This is a genomic window from Bacillus cereus group sp. BfR-BA-01382 (assembly GCF_022663475.1).
Classification (GTDB): Bacteria; Bacillota; Bacilli; order Bacillales; family Bacillaceae_G; genus Bacillus_A; species Bacillus_A thuringiensis_S.
The window spans coordinates 1-22,496 of the sequence record NZ_JAKUFQ010000090.1; the positions used below are offsets into that span (position 1 = coordinate 1).

A 22,496-nucleotide genomic window follows, 5' to 3' on the forward strand; every position below is an offset into this window, starting at 1 on the left:
CAGGTTCAAATCCTGTCCCCGCAACCAAATGGTCCCGTGGTGTAGTGGTTAACATGCCTGCCTGTCACGCAGGAGATCGCCGGTTCGACCCCGGTCGGGACCGCCATTTTATATAAAGAAAAGAACGAAACAAGTTGTTTCGTATTTTTTTATTTGTTTTAACAAAAAACTAATAAAGACAGTCAAACTATCCTTAGGACAACTCCTAAGGACTTTTTTATATATTCAAAACCTGTATAATAAAGAGCAGAGAACATTGTGAGTAAAGTAGGTGAAGTCTGTGAGCAAATATGAAGTAACAACAAAATCTTCTGCGGAAACACAAAGATTATCAGAAAAACTAGGTGAACTCGTAGAGGCACAAGATGTAATTATTTTAGAAGGAGATCTTGGAGCTGGTAAGACGACTTTTACAAAGGGACTAGCAAAAGGTCTTGGAGTGAAAAGAGTTGTAAATAGTCCTACCTTTAATATTATTAAAGAATATAAAGGAAGATTACCGCTATATCATATGGACGTGTATCGCTTAGCAGAAAGCGAAGAGGACTTAGGCTTTGATGAGTATTTCTACGGTGAAGGAATTACGGTAGTGGAATGGGCTCATTTAATAGAAGCATATTTACCGAATGAAAAGTTACAAATTAGTTTATTCCATGCGGGAGATGACACAAGAAAAATTATACTCGAGCCAATTGGAGATCGCTATATTAGATTATGTGAGGAGCTATTACAAGATGAAAGTACTAGCAATTGATACTTCAAATTACGTAATGGGTGTATCCCTTATTGAGGAAGGAAAAGTGATTGGGGAAATCATTACAAATTTGACGAAAAACCATTCTGTACGTCTTATGCCAGCTGTAGAGCAACTGTTAAAAGAATGTGGTGTAAAACCGAAGGAATTAACTAAAATCGTTGTAGCTGCTGGACCTGGATCATATACAGGTGTTCGCATAGGCGTGACAGCGGCAAAAACATTAGCTTGGTCACTTCAAATACCAATTGTAGGTGTATCAAGTTTAGAGGTAGTAGCTGCAAACGGTGCTAACTTTAATGGATTAATTTGTCCTTTATTTGATGGAAGGCGTGGGCAAATCTATACTGGATTATATACATACGAAGGAGAGCAGTTAACTTCAATAGAAGAAGACCGAATTATTCTTATTGTAGACTGGTTGCAAATGTTAAAAGATAAAGGACAGCCTGTTTTATTTATCGGTAATGATGTTAAATTGCATAAAGAAACAATTATAGAATATTTAGGTGATCAAGCTGTATTCGCTCCTTTTACTAAAAATAATCCAAGACCAAGTGAGCTAGCATTTTTAGGATTACAAAAAGAAGAACATGATGTGCATACGTTTGTTCCGAGCTATCTTCGTTTAGCTGAAGCTGAAACAAAGTGGTTAGAAAGTCAAAACAAGTAGGGGCCTTGCAGAAGATGGATATGATATTTAGAAAGATGGAACTTGATGATATTGCTCAAATTGTAGCTATTGAAGAAGTATCTTTTTCAACTCCTTGGACTGCAGATGCTTTTCACCGTGAATTAACGATGAATGAACATGCACATTATATTGTGTTAGAAAAAGATGGTCGTGTAATCGGGTATTGTGGATTGTGGATAATTATTGATGAATCACATATAACAAATATAGCTATTTTGCCAGAATACCGAGGTCAAAAGTTAGGAGATGCCTTATTGAAAGCAGTTATTTCAGAAGCGAAAGAACTAGGGGTAAAAACAATGACGCTTGAAGTACGTGTATCAAATGAAGTAGCAAAGCAGTTATACAAAAAATATGGATTTCAAAATGGTGGAATTCGTAAACGATACTATGCAGACAATCAGGAAGATGGTCTTGTAATGTGGGTGAATATATAATGGAAAAAAATACGATTATACTTGGGATTGAAACGAGCTGTGATGAAACAGCGGTAGCGGTTGTTAAAAATGGGACGGAAATTATTGCGAATGTCGTTGCATCACAAATTGAAAGTCATAAACGTTTTGGCGGCGTTGTACCAGAGATTGCATCCCGTCATCATGTAGAAGAAATTACAGTTGTGTTAGAAGAAGCTTTAAAAGAAGCAAACATAACATTTGATGATATTGATGCAATCGCTGTAACAGAAGGGCCTGGTTTAGTAGGAGCACTTCTAATTGGGGTAAATGCAGCGAAGGCAGTAGCTTTTGCACATGATATTCCGCTAGTCGGTGTTCATCATATTGCTGGTCATATTTATGCGAACCGTTTAGTAAAAGAAGTGCAATTCCCGCTATTATCACTTGTTGTATCTGGTGGGCATACAGAACTTGTTTATATGAAAGAACATGGTTCATTTGAAGTAATTGGTGAAACGCGAGATGATGCAGCTGGAGAAGCATATGATAAAGTAGCTCGTACGTTATCTATGCCATATCCAGGTGGTCCTCATATTGATCGCCTTGCACATGAAGGAGAACCAACAATTGATTTGCCTCGTGCATGGCTAGAACCGGATTCATATGATTTTAGCTTTAGTGGATTGAAATCAGCAGTTATCAACACTGTGCATAACGCGAAACAACGTGGTATAGAAATTAAACCAGAAGATTTAGCGGCAAGTTTCCAAGAAAGTGTAATAGATGTACTTGTAACGAAAGCAGCTCGTGCAGCAGCAGCTTATAATGTAAAGCAATTACTTCTTGCTGGTGGAGTAGCTGCTAATAAAGGACTTCGTGCCCGATTAGAAGAAGAATTTGCAAAAAAAGAAAACATTGAACTAATTATTCCACCGCTATCTTTATGCACAGATAATGCAGCAATGATTGCAGCGGCAGGGACAATTGCGTATGAACAAGGCAAGCGTGCAACATTAGCCTTAAATGCGAATCCAGGATTAGATATTGAAGCATAGTTATGCACATAATTAACCACAGCTTGTGGATAAAACCCATGTTATCTGTTGATAATGTGGGTTTTATTGTGTATATAAAGTGTTGATAACTTTTTCGTTGGCTGTGGGTAATGTGGAAAAGTTGGTTTAATAGTTATTTTATAAAGGTGGATATGTGTATAAACTTGTGGATAAACTAGATGAAGTCTGACCTTTGAGTGTATTGTTTTTCGGGAAATAAAAAGCAAGAAGATATCCCCGAAAAACATTTTTTAATATCCCTCCATTATAGAGGGTGCTGATATTGTCAATCCTTGTCGGTAAATCGATATTTCGTGTCGAATCGTTTATGTATATAGGGTTACGATAGATGTATTTGAAAAATCGTTGATATATTCCCAGTTACCATTGATATATCCAAAAAATTATTTATGTACTTAAAGAAAAAAGATGTCGCATAGTCAAAAATCATGACTGATGAGACATCTTCCTTATTTAAATACTCTTATACATGCAGCTCTTCCCACTCTGCCATACAAGTTTCAAGCTGTTCTTGTAGCGTTTGTTTTTTAGTTGTAATTTCACTAGCTTTTTCATAATCTGCATATATTTCTGGTAAGCAAAGTTGATCTTCTAACGTAGCAATTTCTTCTTCTAAGTTTACGATATTTTGTTCTAGCTCTTCAATTTTTCGAGTGCGTTGACGTTCTAATTGTTTACGCTCTTTTCCTTCGAGATAATTTAATTTTTCTTGAGCTACAGTTTTTTGAACAGGTGCCTGATTTTCTTGCTGTTCTTGTTGTTCAAATGCTGCACGTTCAATCATTTCATTTTTCTTCTCCACATAGTAATCGTAATCCCCTAAATATTCCTGTGCGCCTTCTGTTGATAACTCAACCACAGTCGTTGTTACACGGTTAATAAAGTAGCGGTCATGTGAGACAAATAGAAGAGTCCCTGGATAATCAATTAAAGCATTCTCTAAAATCTCTTTACTATTTAAATCAAGGTGGTTCGTAGGCTCATCCAGAATTAATAAATTTGACTTTTGCATCATAAGTTTCGCAAGAGCTAATCGAGCTTTTTGTCCACCACTAAGGGAAGATACTGGTTTCAGTACATCATCTCCTGTGAATAAAAAATTCCCGAGTATAGTACGGATTTCTTTTTCAGGTTGCAGTGGATATTCATCCCATAGTTCATTTAAAACCCGTTTAGAAGATGTTAAATTTGCTTGTTCTTGGTCATAATAGCCAACAGATACATTTGATCCGAAAGAAACATTACCATTTAATAGTGGTAACTTATTCACAATAGATTTTAATAATGTGGATTTCCCAATTCCGTTTGGACCAACTAAGGCAACACTATCTCCGCGAGTTAAGCGCATAGTTACGTGTTCAATTATAGGGTCCTCCTCATAGCCGATGGTTGCATCTTTTACTTGTAAAACATCATTTCCACTTTGCTTTTCAATATCGAAGTGGAATGATGCTGACTTAGAATCCCCTAATGGTCTCGTTAATAATTCCATTCTGTCTAGTTGTTTACGGCGACTTTGAGCACGTTTCGTTGTAGAAGCGCGAGCTATATTCTTTTGAACGAAGTCCTCAAGTTTTGCGATTTCATCTTGTTGTTTTTCGTAACGTTTCATTTCTTGATCATATAATGCTGATTTTAAGTCTAAATATTTACTGTAGTTACCAACAAATCGTCTGCTTTCTTTATTCGAAATTTCATATACTTGTGTAACGAGTTTGTCTAAGAAATAACGGTCATGGGAAACGATTAATATTGCGCCAGGATAACCTTGTAAATATTGCTCAAGCCATGTTAATGTTTCAATGTCTAAATGGTTTGTAGGCTCGTCCAAAATAAGTAAGTCTGGTTTTGTTAATAATAATTTCCCGAGAGCTAATCTTGTTTTTTGCCCGCCACTTAAAGTAGAGATCGTCGTCTGGTGTGTTTCAACTGGGAAGCCAAGGCCGCTTAAAATGGAGCGAATATCCGCTTCGTATTGATATCCACCTTGATCTTTATAATTGAGTTGCAATTGGTCATAATCAGCTAACAATCTTTCATATATAGCTTCGTTTGAAAAGTTTTCTTCTTTTCCCATTTCTTGCTCAAGCTTTCGAAGTTTTGTCTCCATTTGCTGTAAGTGGGTAAAGACGGTTAGCATTTCATCCCAAATTGTTAAAGACGTTTCTAGGCCAGTATTTTGAGCTAAATACCCGATTGAGACATCTTTCGGTTTTATAATTTCGCCACCATCATGTGATAACTCACCAGCGATAATTTTTAATAATGTAGATTTTCCAGCTCCATTCCTTCCAACTAATGCGATACGATCTTTTGTTTGTACTTCCAATTTTATGTTTGCAAGAATTGTTTCTGCACCGTATAATTTCGAAAGTCCATTTACTTGTAATAAAATCAATGTTCTCACCTCAAATAATTTCTTAACTTTGCCATGTTTATATTTCTCAATCATACTAAAAATAGTGTATAGTTTAAAATAAAGAGAGAATACTTCTTCTCTTTATTATACAAGGAATTTAATGAGTGCTAAACTTCTGTATTTGATTAAAGTATATGAATAAAGATAGGAAGAGAGGAGAGGTCATATGGATCAGCAAAAGATTCCACAAGCCACTGCTAAAAGATTGCCTCTATACTATCGATTTATCCAAAACTTATCTCTTTCTGGTAAGCAGCGTGTTTCATCGGCCGAATTGAGTGAAGCGGTAAAAGTAGATTCCGCAACAATACGAAGAGATTTTTCGTATTTTGGAGCATTAGGGAAAAAGGGATATGGATATAACGTAAATTATTTATTATCATTTTTCCGCGAAACACTTGATCAAGATGATATAACGCGTGTAGCACTTATTGGAGTAGGTAATTTAGGGACCGCTTTCTTACATTATAATTTCACGAAAAACAATAATACAAAAATTGAAATGGCATTTGATGTTAGTGAAGAGAAAGTTGGAACAGAAATCGGGGGCATTCCTGTATATCATTTAGATGAATTAGAAGAGAGATTATCAAATGATATACAAGTGGCAATATTAACAGTACCGGCTACAGTAGCACAAGCTGTAGCAGATAGATTAGCTGAAACGAGCGTGCACGGTATTTTGAATTTCACACCAGCACGATTAAACGTATCAGAGAATATTAGAATTCATCATATTGATTTAGCTGTAGAGTTACAAACATTAGTTTACTTTTTGAAAAACTATCCACAATAAAACGCAGAGGAAGCGACCTCTGCGTTTTATTATTGTTTCTTCTTTGTGAATTTAACTAATATAAGGCGAAGTGCCAAATTAAAATCAATTGTTGCCATAACTGCAAATAGTATTGTCCACACATTCCAGATTGTATCTGTCACGTTCGTAATGGCGAAGCGTGTAAAGATACATCCAAGAAGGAAGTATAGTGCAGCCATGAACAATGGTGAGTTTCTCATACAAAAAATCCTCCGATAAATCCTTGCATTTTTTCAGCTTCTTTAATCATTTCTTGAATTTGCTCATTGCTCATAAAAATTTGCCCAATAGCGACTAATGTATTCATCGCAACATGAGCTGCAATAGGAACGATAATGCGCTTCGTCTTCACATATAAGAAGGCGAATACGAGCCCCATAGCAGTGTATACCAATAAGTGAGTAAAATCAAAATGAATTGCTGCGAATACAAGTGAACTAATGATAGCTGCAATAAAGAAGTTGAACTTCTTATAAAGTGCACCGAATAGAATTTTTCTAAATACGATTTCTTCTAAGATAGGTCCGATTATAGATACAACAATAAGGAACCAAGGAGTAGTTCGTGCAATTTCCATCAGTTTCATTGTATTTTCTGAACCTTGTTTAATTCCTAGTAGCTGCATCTCGATCATACCGGCAACTATTTGTGAAAAGAAAGCTAAGAATAATCCGATGAAAATCCACCCAATTGTAGCTGGAACAGAAGAGCGCGTTGCATCTAAATGTCTGTCGCGAATATCTGTTCTAAGTAACCAAAGTACGATACATAATGCAACAAAGAAGCTAATAATTGCCCAGTGTCCCATTATGATTTGTCCTTTTTCCTCAATGGTAAATCCTCTATTATCATAGAGTCCTGTTTTTAGGAGAAGTGGTAATCCAACAGCGCCAGATAATTGCATTAAAATGTATGTAACGATAATCCACCAGTATTGTTTCTTCAAATGGTTTAACCATCCTTTCTAACTCTAGTGTATGAGATGAGGTAGGATAACATGTAAATATGTTATCTACGATATAAACTTTCATTCGAATTATGATTTTTTTGTAAATACGTATTTTAAATTAAAGTAGGAGACAGGAAAAAGTTGTACGTTTAGCGAAAACAACTTAGGGTGTCTTTCATATTGTAACATACGAGTAGGGGAAACAACGATTCATATAGTAGAGGCAGTATTCTATATAGAAAGTTTATATAGTAATTTGCGAAAAAATTATGATTTTTTTACTTGCAAAAGAAATTGAGATTATTTATTATTATAAGTGTGTTAGCACTCGGGTGACTTGAGTGCTAATAAATAAAATTTACATAACAAAATGAGGAGGTTATTGTTCATGCTAAAGCCATTAGGTGATCGCGTTGTAATTGAGCTTGTTCAAGCAGAAGAAAAAACAGCAAGTGGTATTGTATTACCAGACACTGCAAAAGAAAAACCACAAGAGGGTAAAGTTGTTGCAGTAGGTACTGGTCGAGTGCTTGAAAATGGTGAGCGTGTTGCTTTAGAGGTAGCAGCAGGTGATCTTATCATCTTCTCAAAATATGCAGGTACTGAAGTGAAATATGAAGGTACAGACTACTTGATTTTACGTGAAAGTGACATTTTAGCAGTTATCGGTTAATTATATAAATCTTAAAAAAATCCAAGGGGGTCAATTATTATGGCAAAAGATATTAAATTTAGTGAAGAAGCACGTCGTTCGATGCTTCGCGGTGTCGACACTCTTGCAAACGCAGTAAAAGTAACGCTTGGACCAAAAGGTCGTAACGTTGTACTTGAGAAAAAATTCGGTTCACCACTTATTACAAATGATGGTGTAACAATCGCAAAAGAAATCGAATTAGAAGATGCATTCGAAAACATGGGTGCGAAATTAGTAGCAGAAGTTGCTAGCAAAACAAATGATGTAGCTGGTGACGGAACAACAACTGCAACTGTATTAGCGCAAGCTATGATTCGTGAAGGTCTTAAAAACGTAACAGCTGGTGCTAACCCAATGGGTCTTCGTAAAGGTATCGAAAAAGCTGTTACTGCTGCAATTGAAGAATTAAAAACGATTTCTAAACCAATCGAAGGCAAATCTTCTATCGCGCAAGTAGCTGCTATTTCTGCAGCTGACGAAGAAGTAGGTCAATTAATCGCTGAAGCAATGGAGCGCGTTGGTAACGATGGCGTTATTACTTTAGAAGAGTCTAAAGGATTCACAACAGAATTAGACGTAGTAGAAGGTATGCAATTTGATCGTGGATATGCATCTCCTTACATGATTACTGATTCTGACAAAATGGAAGCAGTTCTTGATAACCCATACATCTTAATTACTGACAAAAAGATTTCTAACATCCAAGAAATCTTACCAGTATTAGAGCAAGTGGTACAACAAGGTAAACCACTTCTTATCATTGCTGAAGATGTAGAAGGCGAAGCTTTAGCTACATTAGTAGTGAACAAACTTCGTGGTACATTCAACGTAGTAGCTGTTAAAGCTCCTGGATTTGGTGACCGTCGTAAAGCAATGCTAGAAGATATCGCAATCTTAACTGGTGGCGAAGTAATCACTGAAGAATTAGGTCGTGACTTAAAATCTGCTACAGTTGAATCTTTAGGACGCGCTGGTAAAGTTGTTGTTACAAAAGAAAACACAACTGTAGTTGAAGGTATTGGAAATACAGAGCAAATCGCAGCTCGTATCGGTCAAATCCGTGCGCAATTAGAAGAAACAACTTCTGAATTCGATCGTGAAAAATTACAAGAGCGTCTTGCTAAACTAGCAGGTGGCGTAGCGGTAATTAAAGTAGGTGCAGCAACTGAAACTGAGTTAAAAGAGCGCAAACTTCGCATTGAAGATGCACTTAACTCAACTCGTGCAGCAGTAGAAGAAGGTATCGTTGCAGGTGGTGGTACTTCACTTATGAACGTATACACGAAAGTAGCTTCTATCGTAGCTGAAGGCGACGAAGCAACAGGTATCAACATCGTACTTCGCGCACTAGAAGAGCCAGTTCGTCAAATCGCAATCAACGCTGGTCTAGAAGGATCTGTAGTTGTAGAGCGTCTAAAAGGCGAAAAAGTAGGCGTTGGTTTCAATGCAGCTACTGGCGAATGGGTTAACATGCTTGAGTCTGGTATCGTAGATCCAGCTAAAGTAACTCGTTCTGCACTTCAAAACGCAGCATCTGTTGCAGCTATGTTCTTAACAACTGAAGCTGTAGTAGCTGACAAGCCAGAACCAAATGCACCAGCAATGCCTGACATGGGCGGCATGGGCATGGGCGGTATGGGCGGAATGATGTAATTCCGTTTGCCCTAAAAAACATCCATTTCTATATAGAAATGGATGTTTTTTTATGTTTTTTAGAAAAGGAAATGAATTTCTGTAGAATTTTGTCGCTTTCTCTCTTGACCATATAGATACTTCATTGTTAGAATCTAGGAAGATAATATAAAACGATCCTTCATATATCCTCAATGATATGGTTTGAGAGTCTCTACCGGGTTACCGTAAACAACCTGACTATGAAGGCAGTGTGTCTTATATTTATAAAGAGCGGAGACTATCTTTCTTTATAAAGCCAGACCCCTGCCTTTTCTTTGTTATGAGACTAGAGGCGGAGGACTGGCTTTTTTTATTATATTAGTAATGCTTTTCGCCAAATTGGTGAAAATATTTATATACGAGAACTAACGTTGGGGTGATTATTTTGAAGAAGCAACACGATACAATTATCGTTTTAGATTTTGGAAGTCAATACAATCAGTTAATAGCACGTCGAATTCGTGAGTTCGGTGTATACAGTGAACTTCATCCACATACAATTACTGCAGAAGAAATTAAAGCAATGAATCCAAAAGGGATTATTTTCTCTGGTGGACCAAATAGCGTATACGGTGAAGGTGCATTACATTGTGATGAAAAAATCTTCGAACTAGGATTACCGATTTTCGGTATCTGTTACGGTATGCAGCTTATGACACAACACTTCGGTGGTAAAGTAGAGCGTGCCAACCACCGTGAGTACGGAAAAGCTGTTCTTAAAGTAGAGAACGAATCAAAATTATATGCGAACCTTCCAGAAGAGCAAGTTGTATGGATGAGCCATGGCGACTTAGTAACTGGTTTACCTGAAGGATTTGTAGTAGACGCAACAAGTGAGTCTTGTCCAATTGCTGGTATGAGCAATGAAGAGAAAAACTTATACGGTGTACAATTCCACCCAGAAGTACGTCACTCTGAGCACGGTAACGATTTAATTAAAAACTTCGTATTCGGTGTATGTGGTTGTTCTGAAGGATGGAACATGGAGAACTTTATCGAAGTAGAACTAGAGAAAATTCGTGAAACTGTTGGAGACAAAAAAGTACTATGCGCACTTAGCGGCGGTGTAGACTCTTCTGTTGTAGCAGTATTAATTCATAAAGCAATCGGCGATCAATTAACATGTATTTTCGTTGACCATGGTTTACTTCGTAAAGGTGAAGCGGAAGGCGTTATGAAAACATTCAGCGAAGGCTTCCACATGAACGTTATTAAAGTGGATGCACAAGAACGTTTCATGAACAAGTTAAAAGGTGTAGAAGATCCAGAACAAAAACGTAAAATCATTGGTAATGAATTCATTTACGTATTTGATGATGAAGCTTCTAAATTACAAGGTATGGACTTCTTAGCACAAGGTACACTTTACACAGACATCGTTGAAAGTGGTACAGCAACTGCACAAACAATTAAATCTCACCATAACGTTGGTGGACTTCCAGAAGACATGCAGTTCAAATTAATTGAGCCTTTAAATACGTTATTTAAAGATGAAGTACGTGTATTAGGATCTGAACTAGGAATTCCTGATGAAATCGTATGGCGTCAACCATTCCCAGGTCCTGGTCTTGGTATTCGTGTATTAGGTGAAATCACAGAAGAGAAATTAGAAATCGTTCGTGAATCTGATGCGATTTTACGTGAAGAAATTATTAAAGCAGGATTAGACCGCGAAATCTGGCAATACTTCACTGCGCTTCCTGGCATGCGTAGCGTAGGTGTTATGGGTGACGAGCGTACTTACGATTACACAGTAGGTATCCGCGCGGTAACATCTATCGACGGTATGACAGCTGACTGGGCACGTATCCCTTGGGACGTACTAGAGAAAATCTCTGTTCGTATCGTAAACGAAGTGAAACACGTTAACCGTATCGTGTATGATGTAACGAGTAAGCCACCAGCAACTATTGAGTGGGAATAAGACATTAAATTAATAATATTTGTGAAGCCTATCTTAAAGCGTTTTTCAACTTGTTAAATGTTTTAAATGCTTGATTTATGATAGTATTCACCACCAAAAGACCCCCCAAGATATATATCTTGGGGGGTTAATTGATAAGGGTGTATTCAATAATTTTTCTACTAAATTGTGAAATCACCATATTGGTGGTAAAATGACACGTAATAGGATGTTTATTTATAGGAGGCAATTTTATGAGAATGACAATTACATTATCTATTGAAGCAAAAGAGAACTTAACAAAGTTGCAAAAATTGATTAGTGAAGAATCTGGAGGAGGAAAAGTAACTCAAGGCTTTGCTATTGGATATGCACTAAAAAATCAAGTTGAACTAATGGAAAAGAAGAAAAAAGAAGAAAAATAAATATTAAAACAAAGGTTAATCATTTTAGATTAGCCTTTTTATTTTGCTATACAAAGACATGAAGACTTTATTGAAGAAATGAAAAGTATAAATGAATTAGTTGCTGTATTAAAACAAGCTCTTTAATGAACGTGTTTATCTTTGTAACAAAAATAAATAAAAATTAATATTAGTATAATATGATTTTAAAATTCATGTAATGTTTCCCGCTTATTATTAGAGCAGGGGGTGTTAATATGACTGTAAGCTTGTTTTTTGTTAAACTTATTTCTGCAATTGTAGCGTCTGCATGCGTAGTACCTGCTATTAATGGTATCTTTAGTAAAATTGAAGAATATGTAGGCTAAAGCATCCATAGCGGTGCTTTTTTTGTTATATAGGGTAATATCATATAGGAGTAGAAGCCATGCATATGATAAAAAAGAACAATTCCGGTAGGAATCCTGATTGTTCCTTGAAATGCTTCCTATATTTCCAACAGAACCGAGTAAAATTAAGATGGTTCAGTTGGAGGAAGGAACCTTATGGTATCTTTTTAGTGAGCCTATTTATATAATTATATTATAAAAATAAACGGATAATAGAAGGGTAAGTGAATATTATAATTAATTTTGAACCATTTAATCCAACAATAAATGACATAGCGATCAAACTTGCTATGGTACTGTTTATACCGTTATTCTTAGCATTGCTTGTCAAAGTCATACTTATGAAATTTATGAGAGAATCGATTGCTGGCAGACTAGCATATCTATCTTGTCTATTTTTTATGTACTATGTATTTAAATTTGTTACAGAGTAGAAAGGCATCTTAGGATGTCTTTTTTTTATAAATAAAAGTTTAAACTATCTTGTCTTTGTACATTTGCCTTTTTCGAGAGCAAATATTTATTTATAATATTAACTCACCAAAAAATCACGCAAATATATGTTTTTTTGGTGTTGACCAGGTGAACTTAAGGTGATAATATTATTTTAACGCAATTTGGTGCTTATTTGCGTGATTTAAATTCATGAAGGAGGTATTAATTGAAATGCTTGAAGAAGAGTTTGAAAATTTGTCAGATGAGGAACAACTTGAAGTCATTGATTATTTAGAAGAGTATATGGAGTCTGTAGCTATCGGAAACGGTGATTATCACATTGGTGATAATGGCGAAATTGTAATTGAAGATTAATTTAAGAGAGAAAGAGGAGATTTGCATGAAAATAAAAGAAGAAAGATTTCAAAAATTAGTAAAAAAACGTTTGGCAAGAACATTAAAGGAAATCGACTTAATTAGTAATCTTTCAACAAATCGTTATGCCTTTACGGAGGAAGAAGCCAATCAAGTGTTAGTAGCATTAAATAATAAAGTAAAGTATGTTGAGGGCTTGTTTAAAAGAAGATTAGACTTAAAAGTAAAAAGAGATACCGAAAACGGAATTGAGTGAGGTGATTTCTCTCTTCCTCATTCTAAATTTGAGAAGAAAGAAGCTAATACATGACAAATTTATTTTGTTTTATAACTCGAATTATTAAAAAGAGAAGTATAAAAGATGATTTTAAACTTGTATCTTATACAGGCGATAAGAATCATATAAATGTCTTATTTTGGATGTGTGTCATTGGATCGTTAATTTCTTTTTGGTTAGTTGTACTGTTAGCTCCTTTATTTCCTACTATCAATTTTTTGGGTCTCTTTTATACAACTACAGATTTTATTTTATTGCCTGTATTAGTTTATCTCTTATTCAAAATTTGGAAATTCTATTATAGGCAACGTAACAAGCCTTCTAAAATTGCCGGAAAACTTTTGTATTTTATAAAGGCTAATAAGTTGTATGAAACAGAAATGATAGAAAAAAAGGACTCGGAAAATAATATTGAACGTGTAAAAGTTGTGACAAACAGTGCAGTATTTGGTTTTTGTGAGGACGAGGAAACTCTGATTGTACGTGGCTATAAAAATGCTGATGTTTTTAACGATAAGATAAGTTCTCTCGATACAGGACTGAGTGCATTGGTTGGCTCAACCGTTTATAACAAAGTAGATAAAATTTCTTATTGTGATTATTACTTTAGAAAAAAACAAGATAAACGTATAGTGATGGCAAGTGATCAAGGGAAAGGTCATAACGATAGTATTTATATTCCGTTTAACAGTAACCTTACTTGGAATGTATTAAAACAACCTCATCTTCTTCTTGCTGGAGTTACAGGTGGAGGAAAGACAACGTTTTTGAACTACTTAATTATTGAAATGAAAAAAATGCGAGCCACAGTCTATATCTGTGACCCTAAACGCTCGGATTTATCAAGTATTCAACATTTTTGGGGTAAAGAATATGTTGCTAGTGAAACCAATAATATTGCTAGATTAACTCGTGAAGTAAAAGAACAAATGATGGAGAGGTTTGCTATTTACAAAGAAAATCCTGAAAATTTCGTCTACGGAGCTTCATATGTTGACTATGGTTTGGAGCCTATATTTTTAGTGTTTGATGAATTAGGTGCGTTTAGGGCTGGAGCTGATAAGAAAACCTTTGCTGAAACCATGTCAAATCTAACTGAGATCATTCTTAAAGGGCGTGAGATGGGCGTGTTCGTTATTCTATCTACTCAGCAGCCGAACGCTTCTAATATTCCGACTGAGCTTCGAGACAATTTGAGTGTTCGAATTGCGTTAGGAAACATGAGTAATGAAGCTTACAGAATGGTGTTTGGAGATTTAGAAGGATTGGAGACAGTTAGCGGTCAAGGGACAGGGTATATTTTTCTTGATGGATTAGGTTGGAGCAAGCCGAAGTATCTAGAGACTCCATTTCTTGACTATAAGGAATTTAATTTTATTGCAGAATTAAGATATTACAGTTAAACATTTCAATATAACCTCTCGTTTTGCGAGGGTTTCGGTGGCGACTGGGGTCGCCAAACGGAGTGGCAAGAAACGCTCGTGAAACGTGAGGTCCAGTTGAGCGTTCTTTGCTCAACTCTTATAAATAACTAAGATTAGCGAAGCCGCCCGTTGAGTAACACGGGTGTAATACCCTCAATGGAAATGATTCAATCGGTTGGGGCCCTAGGTTTGGAAGGTTACTCAAAATCCCGAGAGTTCGGGATTAAAAAATGATAAAAAGGGGTTGGAAGCATGGGAAAATTAATTTTAAAATCGTCAAGATTACATTCTTTAAATGACTCGGAAAATGTTGAATTAGGTGATTTTCATTTTGACATTAAACAATTTAAAGTTCCTACAGCAATGTTGGTGCAAAAGGATGGCTTTGCTACTCGAATTGAAAAAGAAAAGAATCTAAATGGTGAGCTAGTTGAAACAGGTAAGTATGCAATAACATTTAAAGTTTACGATAGACCATTTATTGAGCTTGTATTACAAAATGGTGGTACTGAAATTGGTTCGCCTATTACTGTAGTTATTGAAAAGCAAGATAGTTTACCTATCTTTGATGATTACGAAGATGGCGAATTTATTCCAATTTCTTTTACAGGGCTTAAAGTAAAACCTAAAAAGGTGCAAAAGAAAACATTTGTCGGACAAGGTAAGCCAATGATCGATACATGGCAGTATTCAGAACTCAAAATTGAAGCTGATAGTTACACTATTGGTGAAGTACATGAGTCAAAAGCGAAGTAATCAGTGCTTAATTGATTACCTTCGTTGTTCGATTCCAAATAGTGAGTTACAGGCAGTCGCTGATGGAATTTTAGGAATCCCAATCTCTGAATTTTCTTCAGAGATTAAGGGGTCTCCATATCCTACTTATGATATGTGCATTAGCTTTGCGAATATAAAGCTTCATTCCTCACGAAGTCACAGTAGTGTTCTTATAGATATGCCTGGACAAGCGTGTAGACAATATGAAGAACACATGTCGAGGATTGATGGTTGGCATTGGTACAAATTTGTATCAGTTATTTTAGAAATACAAGGTAAAGTATCAAGAATAGATTTGGCTTTAGATATTTTTGATGATGCTACTCCATCTGTAAAAGTGTTGCAGGATTATGTGAAACGAGGGCAGTTAAGTACGAAAAGTCATAAATTTATTGAAATAAATAGTGGTAGGATTCTTGATGGGAAATTGACCGGTTTTACATTGTATATTGGTGCATCTCCGCAAATATTAAGAATCTATGATAAAAAACAAGAAAGAAGAGATAATGCAGGTGAAATTGTAAATGTTGAAAAGTGGGTCAGATGGGAACTAGAGCTGACTGGAAATAAAGCAATGCAAGTTGCTCTTCAAATATCGAATGGGAAACCACTTAATACCATAGTTAAAGGTATTTTATCAGCTCATTATTGTTTCAAGACACAACCTAAGGGTGCTAGTGACTTACATAATAAAAATAGACTTCCTACAATGAGATGGTGGCAAAAACTTGTAGATGGTATTGAGGAAATTCCCTTAAAAGTAGAGCGTGAAAAGCTCACTTTAAAGAAAAAGAAAAATTGGGTTGAAAATGCTACGGTAAAATCAATCAGTATGCTCTATGAGTCATTTAGGCGCGTATATGGTGAAAAATATGCTGATCTTTATTTGAAAGAGTTAATACATATGGGGAAAGAAAAAATCACTGAGTCCGACCAAACATTAATTGAACAACGTATTTTAGAACTTATGAGTGAGGATGAATATTAGCGTGGAAAGGGGTTGTTGTGATGGGTACAACAATATGTAAAGATGATTTAATTAAACTAGGATATAAGAAATATCAAGCTGTTTCACTAATTAGGCAAGCAAAAGCAATCATGGTGCAAAAAGGTTGTCCGTATTATAACAACAAGAGACTGGGGAGAGTACCGAGGGATGTGGTTGAATCCATTTTAGGAGTTTCTCTTATAACAGAAATGAGTAATTCCCAATGACGCAGCAAACAACGAAATACCCTGGTGTATATGTTGATGATAAGGGAAATTTCTTTTATCAATCAGAATTTGGCATTGATCGGATTACAGGAAAACGAATACGAAAAAAAGGAAGAAAAGACGTTAATGGAAAGCCCTTTTCTTCCGCGTTCGAAGCTAACAAAGAGTTAACTCGATTAAAAAGAGAATATCATAAAGTCAATAGTTACGCTAACTATAAAATGACTTACGAGCAATTTATGAATACTGTATATATAGCGTATTATCAAACAGAAGTTGAAGAAAGTACCTTTTCTATTAAGCAAAGAATATTGGAAAAGATAAGAGATAGATTTGCTTCAATTCCTCTCCGTTCTATTTCAGTCGAGGACGTACAAAATTTTCGTACATGGTTATTAACAAGTCAAGAAAATGGAGGAGCAGGGTATTCTCAATCTTATGCGAGTTTAGTTTTTGGAACATTTCGTAAAAGTTTAGATAAAGCTGTTGAAATGCAATACTTAGAATACAATATTTCAAAAAAGGTTAGGGCAATTAACAAAGGAAAAGCTATTGTACCCTATTGGACAAAACAAGAATTTGAAAAAGTGATAAATCAAATTTATATTGGTGATTTTTATGAACACTTAAATTTCGTTATGTTATGGGTTTATTATATGACAGGGATTCGTGTGAATGAAGGAACAGCTTTATATTGGAATGACATTGATTTAACAAAGAAACGTATACGGATTCATCATATGCTTATTATGAAAAACAGAGCGGATTGGAAACGGAATTCATATACGAAAACAGAAGATGGAAAGAGAATAGTAGCATTGGATGATGACACTATCAAAATTTTAAATGACTGGAAAAGTAGGCAAACAGAGATTGGATTAGGTAAGGAAAATGATTTTGTGTTTAGTTATGATGGTCTACCGATGATTAAATCAACGATATCACGAATTATTGAGCGATATTCTAAATTTGCAGGAGTGAAAAAGATACAAGCAAAGGGATTGCGTCATTCTCATGCTTCATATCTTATTAATGAATTTAATGTGTCGGTGCTAGTTTTATCTCAACGTATGGGTCATTCAAGTCCCGAGATTACTTTAAAACATTATGCTCATATGTGGAGTGGAGCTGATATGGCAATTGCTGAGGAGATGTCAGGGAATATAAAAATAGAGACTGCCGAATATACGAAGATAATCTTTAATGGAAATCAAGTTATAAAAAAAAGAAGGGATGAATAAATGGCTACGATATATGCGATTAGCGATATTCATGGTTATTACAATGAAATGATTGATTCGTTGAAAAATGTTGATTTAAAGAATAAAGAAAATAAAATTATCTTCCTAGGTGATTACGTGGATGGAGGAAATGATTCATGTAAGGTTTTATATTACATAAAAGAATTACATGAAAATCATGTGGATCAAGTTATTGTTTTGGTAGGAAATCATGATGAAGTATTCCTTCATTGGTTATATTCCCAAGAGGATGATTTTAAATTGTTATTTCAAGAGCCAGATATATGTACATTTAAAAGTTTCCTTACTGTTGAGGAGTATAGAGAGATTTTTGATACTTTTCAGCCTTTAACTTATTCATATGAAAAAGTAAGTGAGGCATTAAAGGAAGCTATTAAGAAGAAACATGGTGATTTGTTGAAATGGTTACTGAATATTTCTAAACAGCTTCGTTACTTTGAAACAGACCAACAAATATTTGTCCATGCTGGTATTTTAGAAGAAGCCGAAGATTTGTGGAAACATGGCACTCCTAAAGAGTATTTCACACAAAAGTACCCAGCTGAGACAGGATATTTTTATAAAGATATTATTGCAGGGCATATTTCAAGTGTGGAGATAGCAAATAAAAAAGAATATCTTGGAAAGGTTTATTGGGATGGAGAAAGTCATTTTTATATTGATGGTACTGTTGAAAAAAGCGGCAATATTCCGGTCTTAAAATATGATACTGAAAAGAAAAGATATTCAACCTTTGAAAAGGATACTATACATGGGGAATGGAGAGAGGTTTATGTTGACGTATAAAACATATTTAGAAGAAAAAGATAGTTTAACTTTTCAAGAAGCTGAAGAAATTTACTCTCAAATATTACAGTCTGCTAATACCAGCGATAGTGATTTTAAGGAGTTTTGGGAAGATATGATTAAATCTGCTATCGTTTATGCGAATACTCGTGCTGAATGGAGTATACAGACGTCAGAAGAGCGTAGAGACATTGATGATTCCCGAACACATCAACACAATACATTTATGATAAATCTAAAAGTAATTGCAAATTATATGAAACAACAAAATTGGAGTTCGGTGTGGTTTGACAAGTTGGGGATTATTGAAAGTGATAGAAAGAGATTTGGAGATTTTGCTTGTTATTTAGTTTGCATAAATTCGTTGAATGCTCGATAATATGTTTATTCACCACCAATTGCCCCACCAAATAATTAAAAAATAGATGAAGTAGCTATATATCAATACTTATCCCATACCTATTACGATTGAGTGGGAATAATTAAATAATAACTAGAAAAAGCTTGGAGAGCCTATAAATATTAGGTTTGCTCCAAGCTTTTTTGTTTATTGATACCACTATTGATACCATAAGGTCAATTTATATAATTTGAAATATCAATTTCGTTATGGAATATATTTCATATAAGGTATAATATATATTGAGCTGTGTAGTCTAATATTAATTATAATACTTATCAAAAATAATAATTTGAGGTGTAATAATATGGTTAATTTTAAGAATAGACTTTTGACAAAAACTGTAGAAAGAAAAGTTAATCCAATTGAAATATATGATACGTTAGATCGTTCTTCTGAAAAGGGACCGTTAAGACCTGTACAAATTCAAATCTTAGACAAATGGTATAAAGATTTTAAAAATAAAAAAGACGTTGTAATGAAATTACATACTGGTCAAGGTAAAACCATTACGGGTCTTTTAATGCTACAGTCTAAACTTAATGAAGATAAAGGACCAGCATTATATTTATGCCACAACCACCAATTAGTAAATCAAGCTTGTGAGCAAGCTGCTAGCTTTGGGATAAAATATGTGACAATGGATTCGCCAGAATTACCAGATGAATTTATTGATTCTAAAGCCATCCTTATAACTACAGTTCAAAAACTATTCAATGGTGAATCTAAATTTGGTATAGGAGCTAGATCTTTACCTGTTTCATCTATTCTTTTAGATGATGCTCACGCCTGCATTGATATTATTAAAGATGCATTTAAAATAACATTGCCTCAAGATTCAAATGCATATCAAGAAATTCTTGAACTTTTTTCAGACGATATCCAAAATCAAGGTGCAGGAACATTTGCAGATATAAAGAGAAAGTCATATGATGCTATTTCTTTAATTCCATATTGGCGTTGGAAAGATTTACATAAAGAAGTTTCGGAGATTTTATCTAAATACAGTAATTTGAACTTTATTAAATTTAGTTGGCCGATTTTGAAAGACATTATTCAAGAGTGTCAATGCATAATTTCTGGTACTAGCCTTGAGATTTTACCCTATAAAAATCCATTGTATATGTTTGGTACCTTTGAGAAAGCGGAACATAGAATTTTTATGTCGGCTACTATAACAGATGATTCATTTTTAATAAAGGGACTTGGATTATCTTCAGACACAGTCAAGAATCCTTTACAACTTGAAAATGAGAAATGGTCTGGAGAAAAGATGATTTTAATTCCCTCGTTGATAGATGAGTCACTAAACAGAGGAGAAATAGTAAGTGTTTTTGGTAAGCCAATGCAGACTAAATTTGGTGTAGTAGCTTTAGTGCCAAGTTTTAAATCAATCCAAGACTGGGAAAGTTATGGATCTGTAATTGCTAGAAAGGACAATATAGTTTCAGAAATTAATAAACTAAAAGAAAAGAAGTTCGGGAAAACACTTGTGATTGTTAATAGATACGATGGTATTGATCTTCCAGATAGTAGTTGTAGAGTTTTAGTTGTTGATTCTAAGCCTTTTTCTTCTACGTTGTATGACCGGTATATTGAAGGGTGTTTAGGTAACAGTGATTTTATAACTATCAAATTGACACAAACTATTGAACAAGCTCTTGGTAGAGCTGTTCGAGGTGAAAAAGATTATTGTGCCATAATACTAACTGGTCCTGAGTTGGTACAGGCAATTAGAAATAGGCGAGTAAGACAAAATTACTCTATTCAAACTAGAACTCAAATCGAATTAGGTTTGGAAATTGCTGAGTATGCAAAGGAAGATATAAAATCAGGTGTAGAACCTAAAAAGGCTTTTATAGATTTACTCAATCAGTGTTTAACAAGAGATGAAGGATGGAAAGGGTTTTATACTGAAAGGATGGATGCTATATCTTCAGAAACTAGAGAGAATGACATTTTAGAAATCTTCCATCTTGAAAGAGTTGCAGAAGATAAATATTCTAAAGGGGATTACGAAGGGGCTATCCAAACAATTCAAAAATTAATTGATACTTATATGAAGACTGATGAAGAGCGAGGATGGTATCTGCAAGATATTGCTCGATACTATTATTCGTATTCAAGAATTGAATCGAATAAGTTTCAGGTTATTGCCCATAGAAAAAATAGATTTTTATTAAAACCAATTGAAGGTATGGAAGTCGCAAAAATACCATCATTAAGTGCAAAACGTATTGAAAAGATTTGTGAATGGGTACGTAGTCATGAATCTTATGATGATTTAGTTGTAGAATTAGATAATACCCTAAGTAAATTAAAATTTGGCGTTGCCTCAGATGTTTTTGAACAAGCTTTTGATAATCTAGCAGGTGTACTAGGTTTTGAAAGTCAACGACCGGATAAAGAATGGAAAGAAGGTCCGGATAACCTATGGAAACTAAATGATGACACATTCTTAGTAACAGAATGTAAAAATAACGTAAATCTAGAGAGAGATAAAATAACAAAAGATGAAAGTGGTCAAATGAACAACGCGTGTGCTTGGTTTGAAAGAATTTACGGAGATAAAAAAACAAAAAACTTAATGATTATTTCAACTAAAATGGTTTCAAGTGCAGCTGGCTTTAATAAATCTGTACAAATTATGAGATCCAATAGGTTATATTCACTTGTAGAAAATGTGAGGAAGTTTTATAAAGAATTTAAATCGTTTAGTTTTGATGATTTATCAGAAAGAAAAATCCAAGAATTATTGAATAAACATCAACTGACAGTTGAAAATTTATTAGATAATTCATACTCTGAAGAACCACGATTTCCTGTCAGATAATATTTAAATGTATTAAGAAGTTATAGAGGTAATGTGTAAAAAGTAACCATCTTTTTATTCCGATGATAAATAGATGGTTACTTATCTATTTGAATAAGACTTTAGATTAAAAGTTAATTCGATAAGGGATTAAGCTGGTATGAATGATTACCGTTGAACTTAATTTTGGTTTAACATGTGAAGTAGGGTGATTTATTGTACCACTCATATTCTTAGCAATCTCAAAATTTTTCATTTGGATAAAAGTGGAGGTTGATACTCGATGTTGTTTTAATATCCTCGTGACCTAAAGTCTAAAGGTAGCCTAATGAAGCGGCATGTCTAACTTTATTTGGGCAGTTCAAATCCATTTAGCGGTTTTCTGATATCCCTCCATAAAATTGAAATGTTTTAGATATCTCATTTAAAGACCCCATAGCGTAATAACCGTCTTTAGTCTTTCTTATACCGTTGATAAAGGGGGAAGATAAAAAAGTTAGCGTGTCTTGAATTTCCTTCAATGAAAGATTTGCTTTTAATAAATTTGAATTCTTGAGAATGA

23 protein-coding genes, 1 tRNA gene, 1 pseudogene and 1 riboswitch are annotated in these 22,496 nt (G+C 34.6%); of the genes and pseudogenes, 21 read left to right on the top strand and 4 right to left on the bottom strand.

The window, feature by feature from the left end:
* The first annotated feature begins 30 nt into the window (after positions 1-30).
* The 5 genes from MR160_RS25860 to tsaD all read left to right on the top strand — a co-directional run bounded on the left by MR160_RS25860 (position 31) and on the right by tsaD (position 2,901).
* Positions 31-106, top strand: a tRNA-Asp gene (locus MR160_RS25860).
* A 174-nt stretch (positions 107-280) separates the two neighbouring features.
* Positions 281-754 (top strand): tRNA (adenosine(37)-N6)-threonylcarbamoyltransferase complex ATPase subunit type 1 TsaE, encoded by a 474-nt coding sequence (gene tsaE / locus MR160_RS25865; RefSeq protein ID WP_000049640.1) that lies wholly within the window; start codon positions 281-283, stop codon positions 752-754.
* On the top strand, positions 735-1,427 hold the full coding sequence (gene tsaB, locus MR160_RS25870) for a tRNA (adenosine(37)-N6)-threonylcarbamoyltransferase complex dimerization subunit type 1 TsaB (RefSeq protein WP_000865746.1): 693 nt from the start codon (positions 735-737) through the stop codon (positions 1,425-1,427). Before tsaE ends, tsaB begins: the two co-directional genes overlap by 20 nt.
* A gap of 14 nt (positions 1,428-1,441) precedes the next feature.
* Positions 1,442-1,885 (top strand): ribosomal protein S18-alanine N-acetyltransferase, encoded by a 444-nt coding sequence (gene rimI / locus MR160_RS25875; RefSeq protein ID WP_000367207.1) that lies wholly within the window; start codon positions 1,442-1,444, stop codon positions 1,883-1,885.
* Positions 1,885-2,901 carry a tRNA (adenosine(37)-N6)-threonylcarbamoyltransferase complex transferase subunit TsaD gene (gene tsaD, locus MR160_RS25880; RefSeq protein ID WP_000414591.1) on the top strand — a complete coding sequence of 339 codons (1,017 nt, stop codon included), beginning with the start codon at positions 1,885-1,887 and terminating at the stop codon, positions 2,899-2,901. Before rimI ends, tsaD begins: the two co-directional genes overlap by 1 nt.
* A gap of 484 nt (positions 2,902-3,385) precedes the next feature.
* Here the strand turns inward: tsaD and MR160_RS25885 are convergent, their stop codons facing one another.
* The gene (locus tag MR160_RS25885; RefSeq protein WP_000602173.1) at positions 3,386-5,320 is read right to left on the bottom strand and encodes an ABC-F family ATP-binding cassette domain-containing protein; all 1,935 of its coding nucleotides are present in this window, start codon (positions 5,318-5,320) and stop codon (positions 3,386-3,388) included.
* A 187-nt stretch (positions 5,321-5,507) separates the two neighbouring features.
* On the opposite strand from MR160_RS25885, the gene MR160_RS25890 reads away from it, so the two are divergent.
* A complete protein-coding gene (locus tag MR160_RS25890; RefSeq protein ID WP_000372699.1) occupies positions 5,508-6,137 on the top strand; it encodes a redox-sensing transcriptional repressor Rex in 630 nt (209 codons plus the stop codon).
* 29 nt (positions 6,138-6,166) lie between these two features.
* Here the strand turns inward: MR160_RS25890 and MR160_RS25895 are convergent, their stop codons facing one another.
* Both MR160_RS25895 and MR160_RS25900 read right to left on the bottom strand, forming a co-directional pair.
* Positions 6,167-6,358, bottom strand: a complete 192-nt coding sequence (locus MR160_RS25895; protein ID WP_001246204.1) for a YdiK family protein — start codon at positions 6,356-6,358, stop codon at positions 6,167-6,169.
* Positions 6,355-7,104: a CPBP family intramembrane glutamic endopeptidase gene (locus MR160_RS25900; protein WP_000745315.1), complete on the bottom strand. Its 750-nt coding sequence runs from the start codon at positions 7,102-7,104 to the stop codon at positions 6,355-6,357. Before MR160_RS25900 ends, MR160_RS25895 begins: the two co-directional genes overlap by 4 nt.
* Positions 7,105-7,495: 391 nt before the next feature.
* Here MR160_RS25900 and groES point away from each other — a divergent pair, with 391 nt between their 5' ends.
* From groES to MR160_RS25975, 15 genes are all read left to right on the top strand, one after another.
* Positions 7,496-7,780 (top strand): co-chaperone GroES, encoded by a 285-nt coding sequence (groES, locus tag MR160_RS25905; protein ID WP_000917311.1) that lies wholly within the window; start codon positions 7,496-7,498, stop codon positions 7,778-7,780.
* A gap of 39 nt (positions 7,781-7,819) precedes the next feature.
* Positions 7,820-9,454: a chaperonin GroEL gene (groL, locus tag MR160_RS25910; RefSeq protein WP_001029992.1), complete on the top strand. Its 1,635-nt coding sequence runs from the start codon at positions 7,820-7,822 to the stop codon at positions 9,452-9,454.
* A gap of 140 nt (positions 9,455-9,594) precedes the next feature.
* Positions 9,595-9,696, top strand: a riboswitch (purine riboswitch).
* 164 nt (positions 9,697-9,860) lie between these two features.
* Positions 9,861-11,399, top strand: a complete 1,539-nt coding sequence (gene guaA, locus MR160_RS25915; protein WP_000743914.1) for a glutamine-hydrolyzing GMP synthase — start codon at positions 9,861-9,863, stop codon at positions 11,397-11,399.
* A 233-nt stretch (positions 11,400-11,632) separates the two neighbouring features.
* On the top strand, positions 11,633-11,803 hold the full coding sequence (locus MR160_RS25920; protein ID WP_162837641.1) for a hypothetical protein: 171 nt from the start codon (positions 11,633-11,635) through the stop codon (positions 11,801-11,803).
* A 592-nt stretch (positions 11,804-12,395) separates the two neighbouring features.
* Positions 12,396-12,605: a hypothetical protein gene (locus tag MR160_RS35170; protein WP_001021331.1), complete on the top strand. Its 210-nt coding sequence runs from the start codon at positions 12,396-12,398 to the stop codon at positions 12,603-12,605.
* A gap of 232 nt (positions 12,606-12,837) precedes the next feature.
* Complete coding sequence (locus tag MR160_RS25930) at positions 12,838-12,981, top strand: hypothetical protein (protein WP_000888881.1); 144 nt, start codon at positions 12,838-12,840, stop codon at positions 12,979-12,981.
* Between the two features lie 25 nt (positions 12,982-13,006).
* The gene (locus MR160_RS25935) at positions 13,007-13,237 is read left to right on the top strand and encodes a hypothetical protein (protein ID WP_000692815.1); all 231 of its coding nucleotides are present in this window, start codon (positions 13,007-13,009) and stop codon (positions 13,235-13,237) included.
* A 50-nt stretch (positions 13,238-13,287) separates the two neighbouring features.
* Complete coding sequence (locus MR160_RS25940) at positions 13,288-14,661, top strand: FtsK/SpoIIIE domain-containing protein (RefSeq protein ID WP_242298422.1); 1,374 nt, start codon at positions 13,288-13,290, stop codon at positions 14,659-14,661.
* A gap of 273 nt (positions 14,662-14,934) precedes the next feature.
* On the top strand, positions 14,935-15,438 hold the full coding sequence (locus MR160_RS25945; RefSeq protein WP_000517195.1) for a hypothetical protein: 504 nt from the start codon (positions 14,935-14,937) through the stop codon (positions 15,436-15,438).
* Positions 15,419-16,447 (top strand): replication initiation factor domain-containing protein, encoded by a 1,029-nt coding sequence (locus tag MR160_RS25950; protein ID WP_242298423.1) that lies wholly within the window; start codon positions 15,419-15,421, stop codon positions 16,445-16,447. The genes MR160_RS25945 and MR160_RS25950 overlap by 20 nt, the downstream gene beginning before the upstream one ends.
* 20 nt (positions 16,448-16,467) lie before the next feature.
* Positions 16,468-16,674, top strand: a complete 207-nt coding sequence (locus MR160_RS25955; protein ID WP_000537369.1) for a DUF3173 domain-containing protein — start codon at positions 16,468-16,470, stop codon at positions 16,672-16,674.
* On the top strand, positions 16,671-17,915 hold the full coding sequence (locus tag MR160_RS25960) for a tyrosine-type recombinase/integrase (RefSeq protein WP_242298426.1): 1,245 nt from the start codon (positions 16,671-16,673) through the stop codon (positions 17,913-17,915). The genes MR160_RS25955 and MR160_RS25960 overlap by 4 nt, the downstream gene beginning before the upstream one ends.
* Positions 17,916-18,722: a metallophosphoesterase gene (locus MR160_RS25965; protein ID WP_000201444.1), complete on the top strand. Its 807-nt coding sequence runs from the start codon at positions 17,916-17,918 to the stop codon at positions 18,720-18,722.
* Positions 18,709-19,101, top strand: a complete 393-nt coding sequence (locus MR160_RS25970; RefSeq protein ID WP_242298428.1) for a hypothetical protein — start codon at positions 18,709-18,711, stop codon at positions 19,099-19,101. Before MR160_RS25965 ends, MR160_RS25970 begins: the two co-directional genes overlap by 14 nt.
* A gap of 328 nt (positions 19,102-19,429) precedes the next feature.
* Positions 19,430-21,955 carry a DEAD/DEAH box helicase gene (locus MR160_RS25975; RefSeq protein ID WP_242298430.1) on the top strand — a complete coding sequence of 842 codons (2,526 nt, stop codon included), beginning with the start codon at positions 19,430-19,432 and terminating at the stop codon, positions 21,953-21,955.
* A 350-nt stretch (positions 21,956-22,305) separates the two neighbouring features.
* Here the strand turns inward: MR160_RS25975 and MR160_RS25980 are convergent.
* A pseudogene (locus tag MR160_RS25980) lies at positions 22,306-22,496 on the bottom strand (restriction endonuclease); the annotation flags it as partial.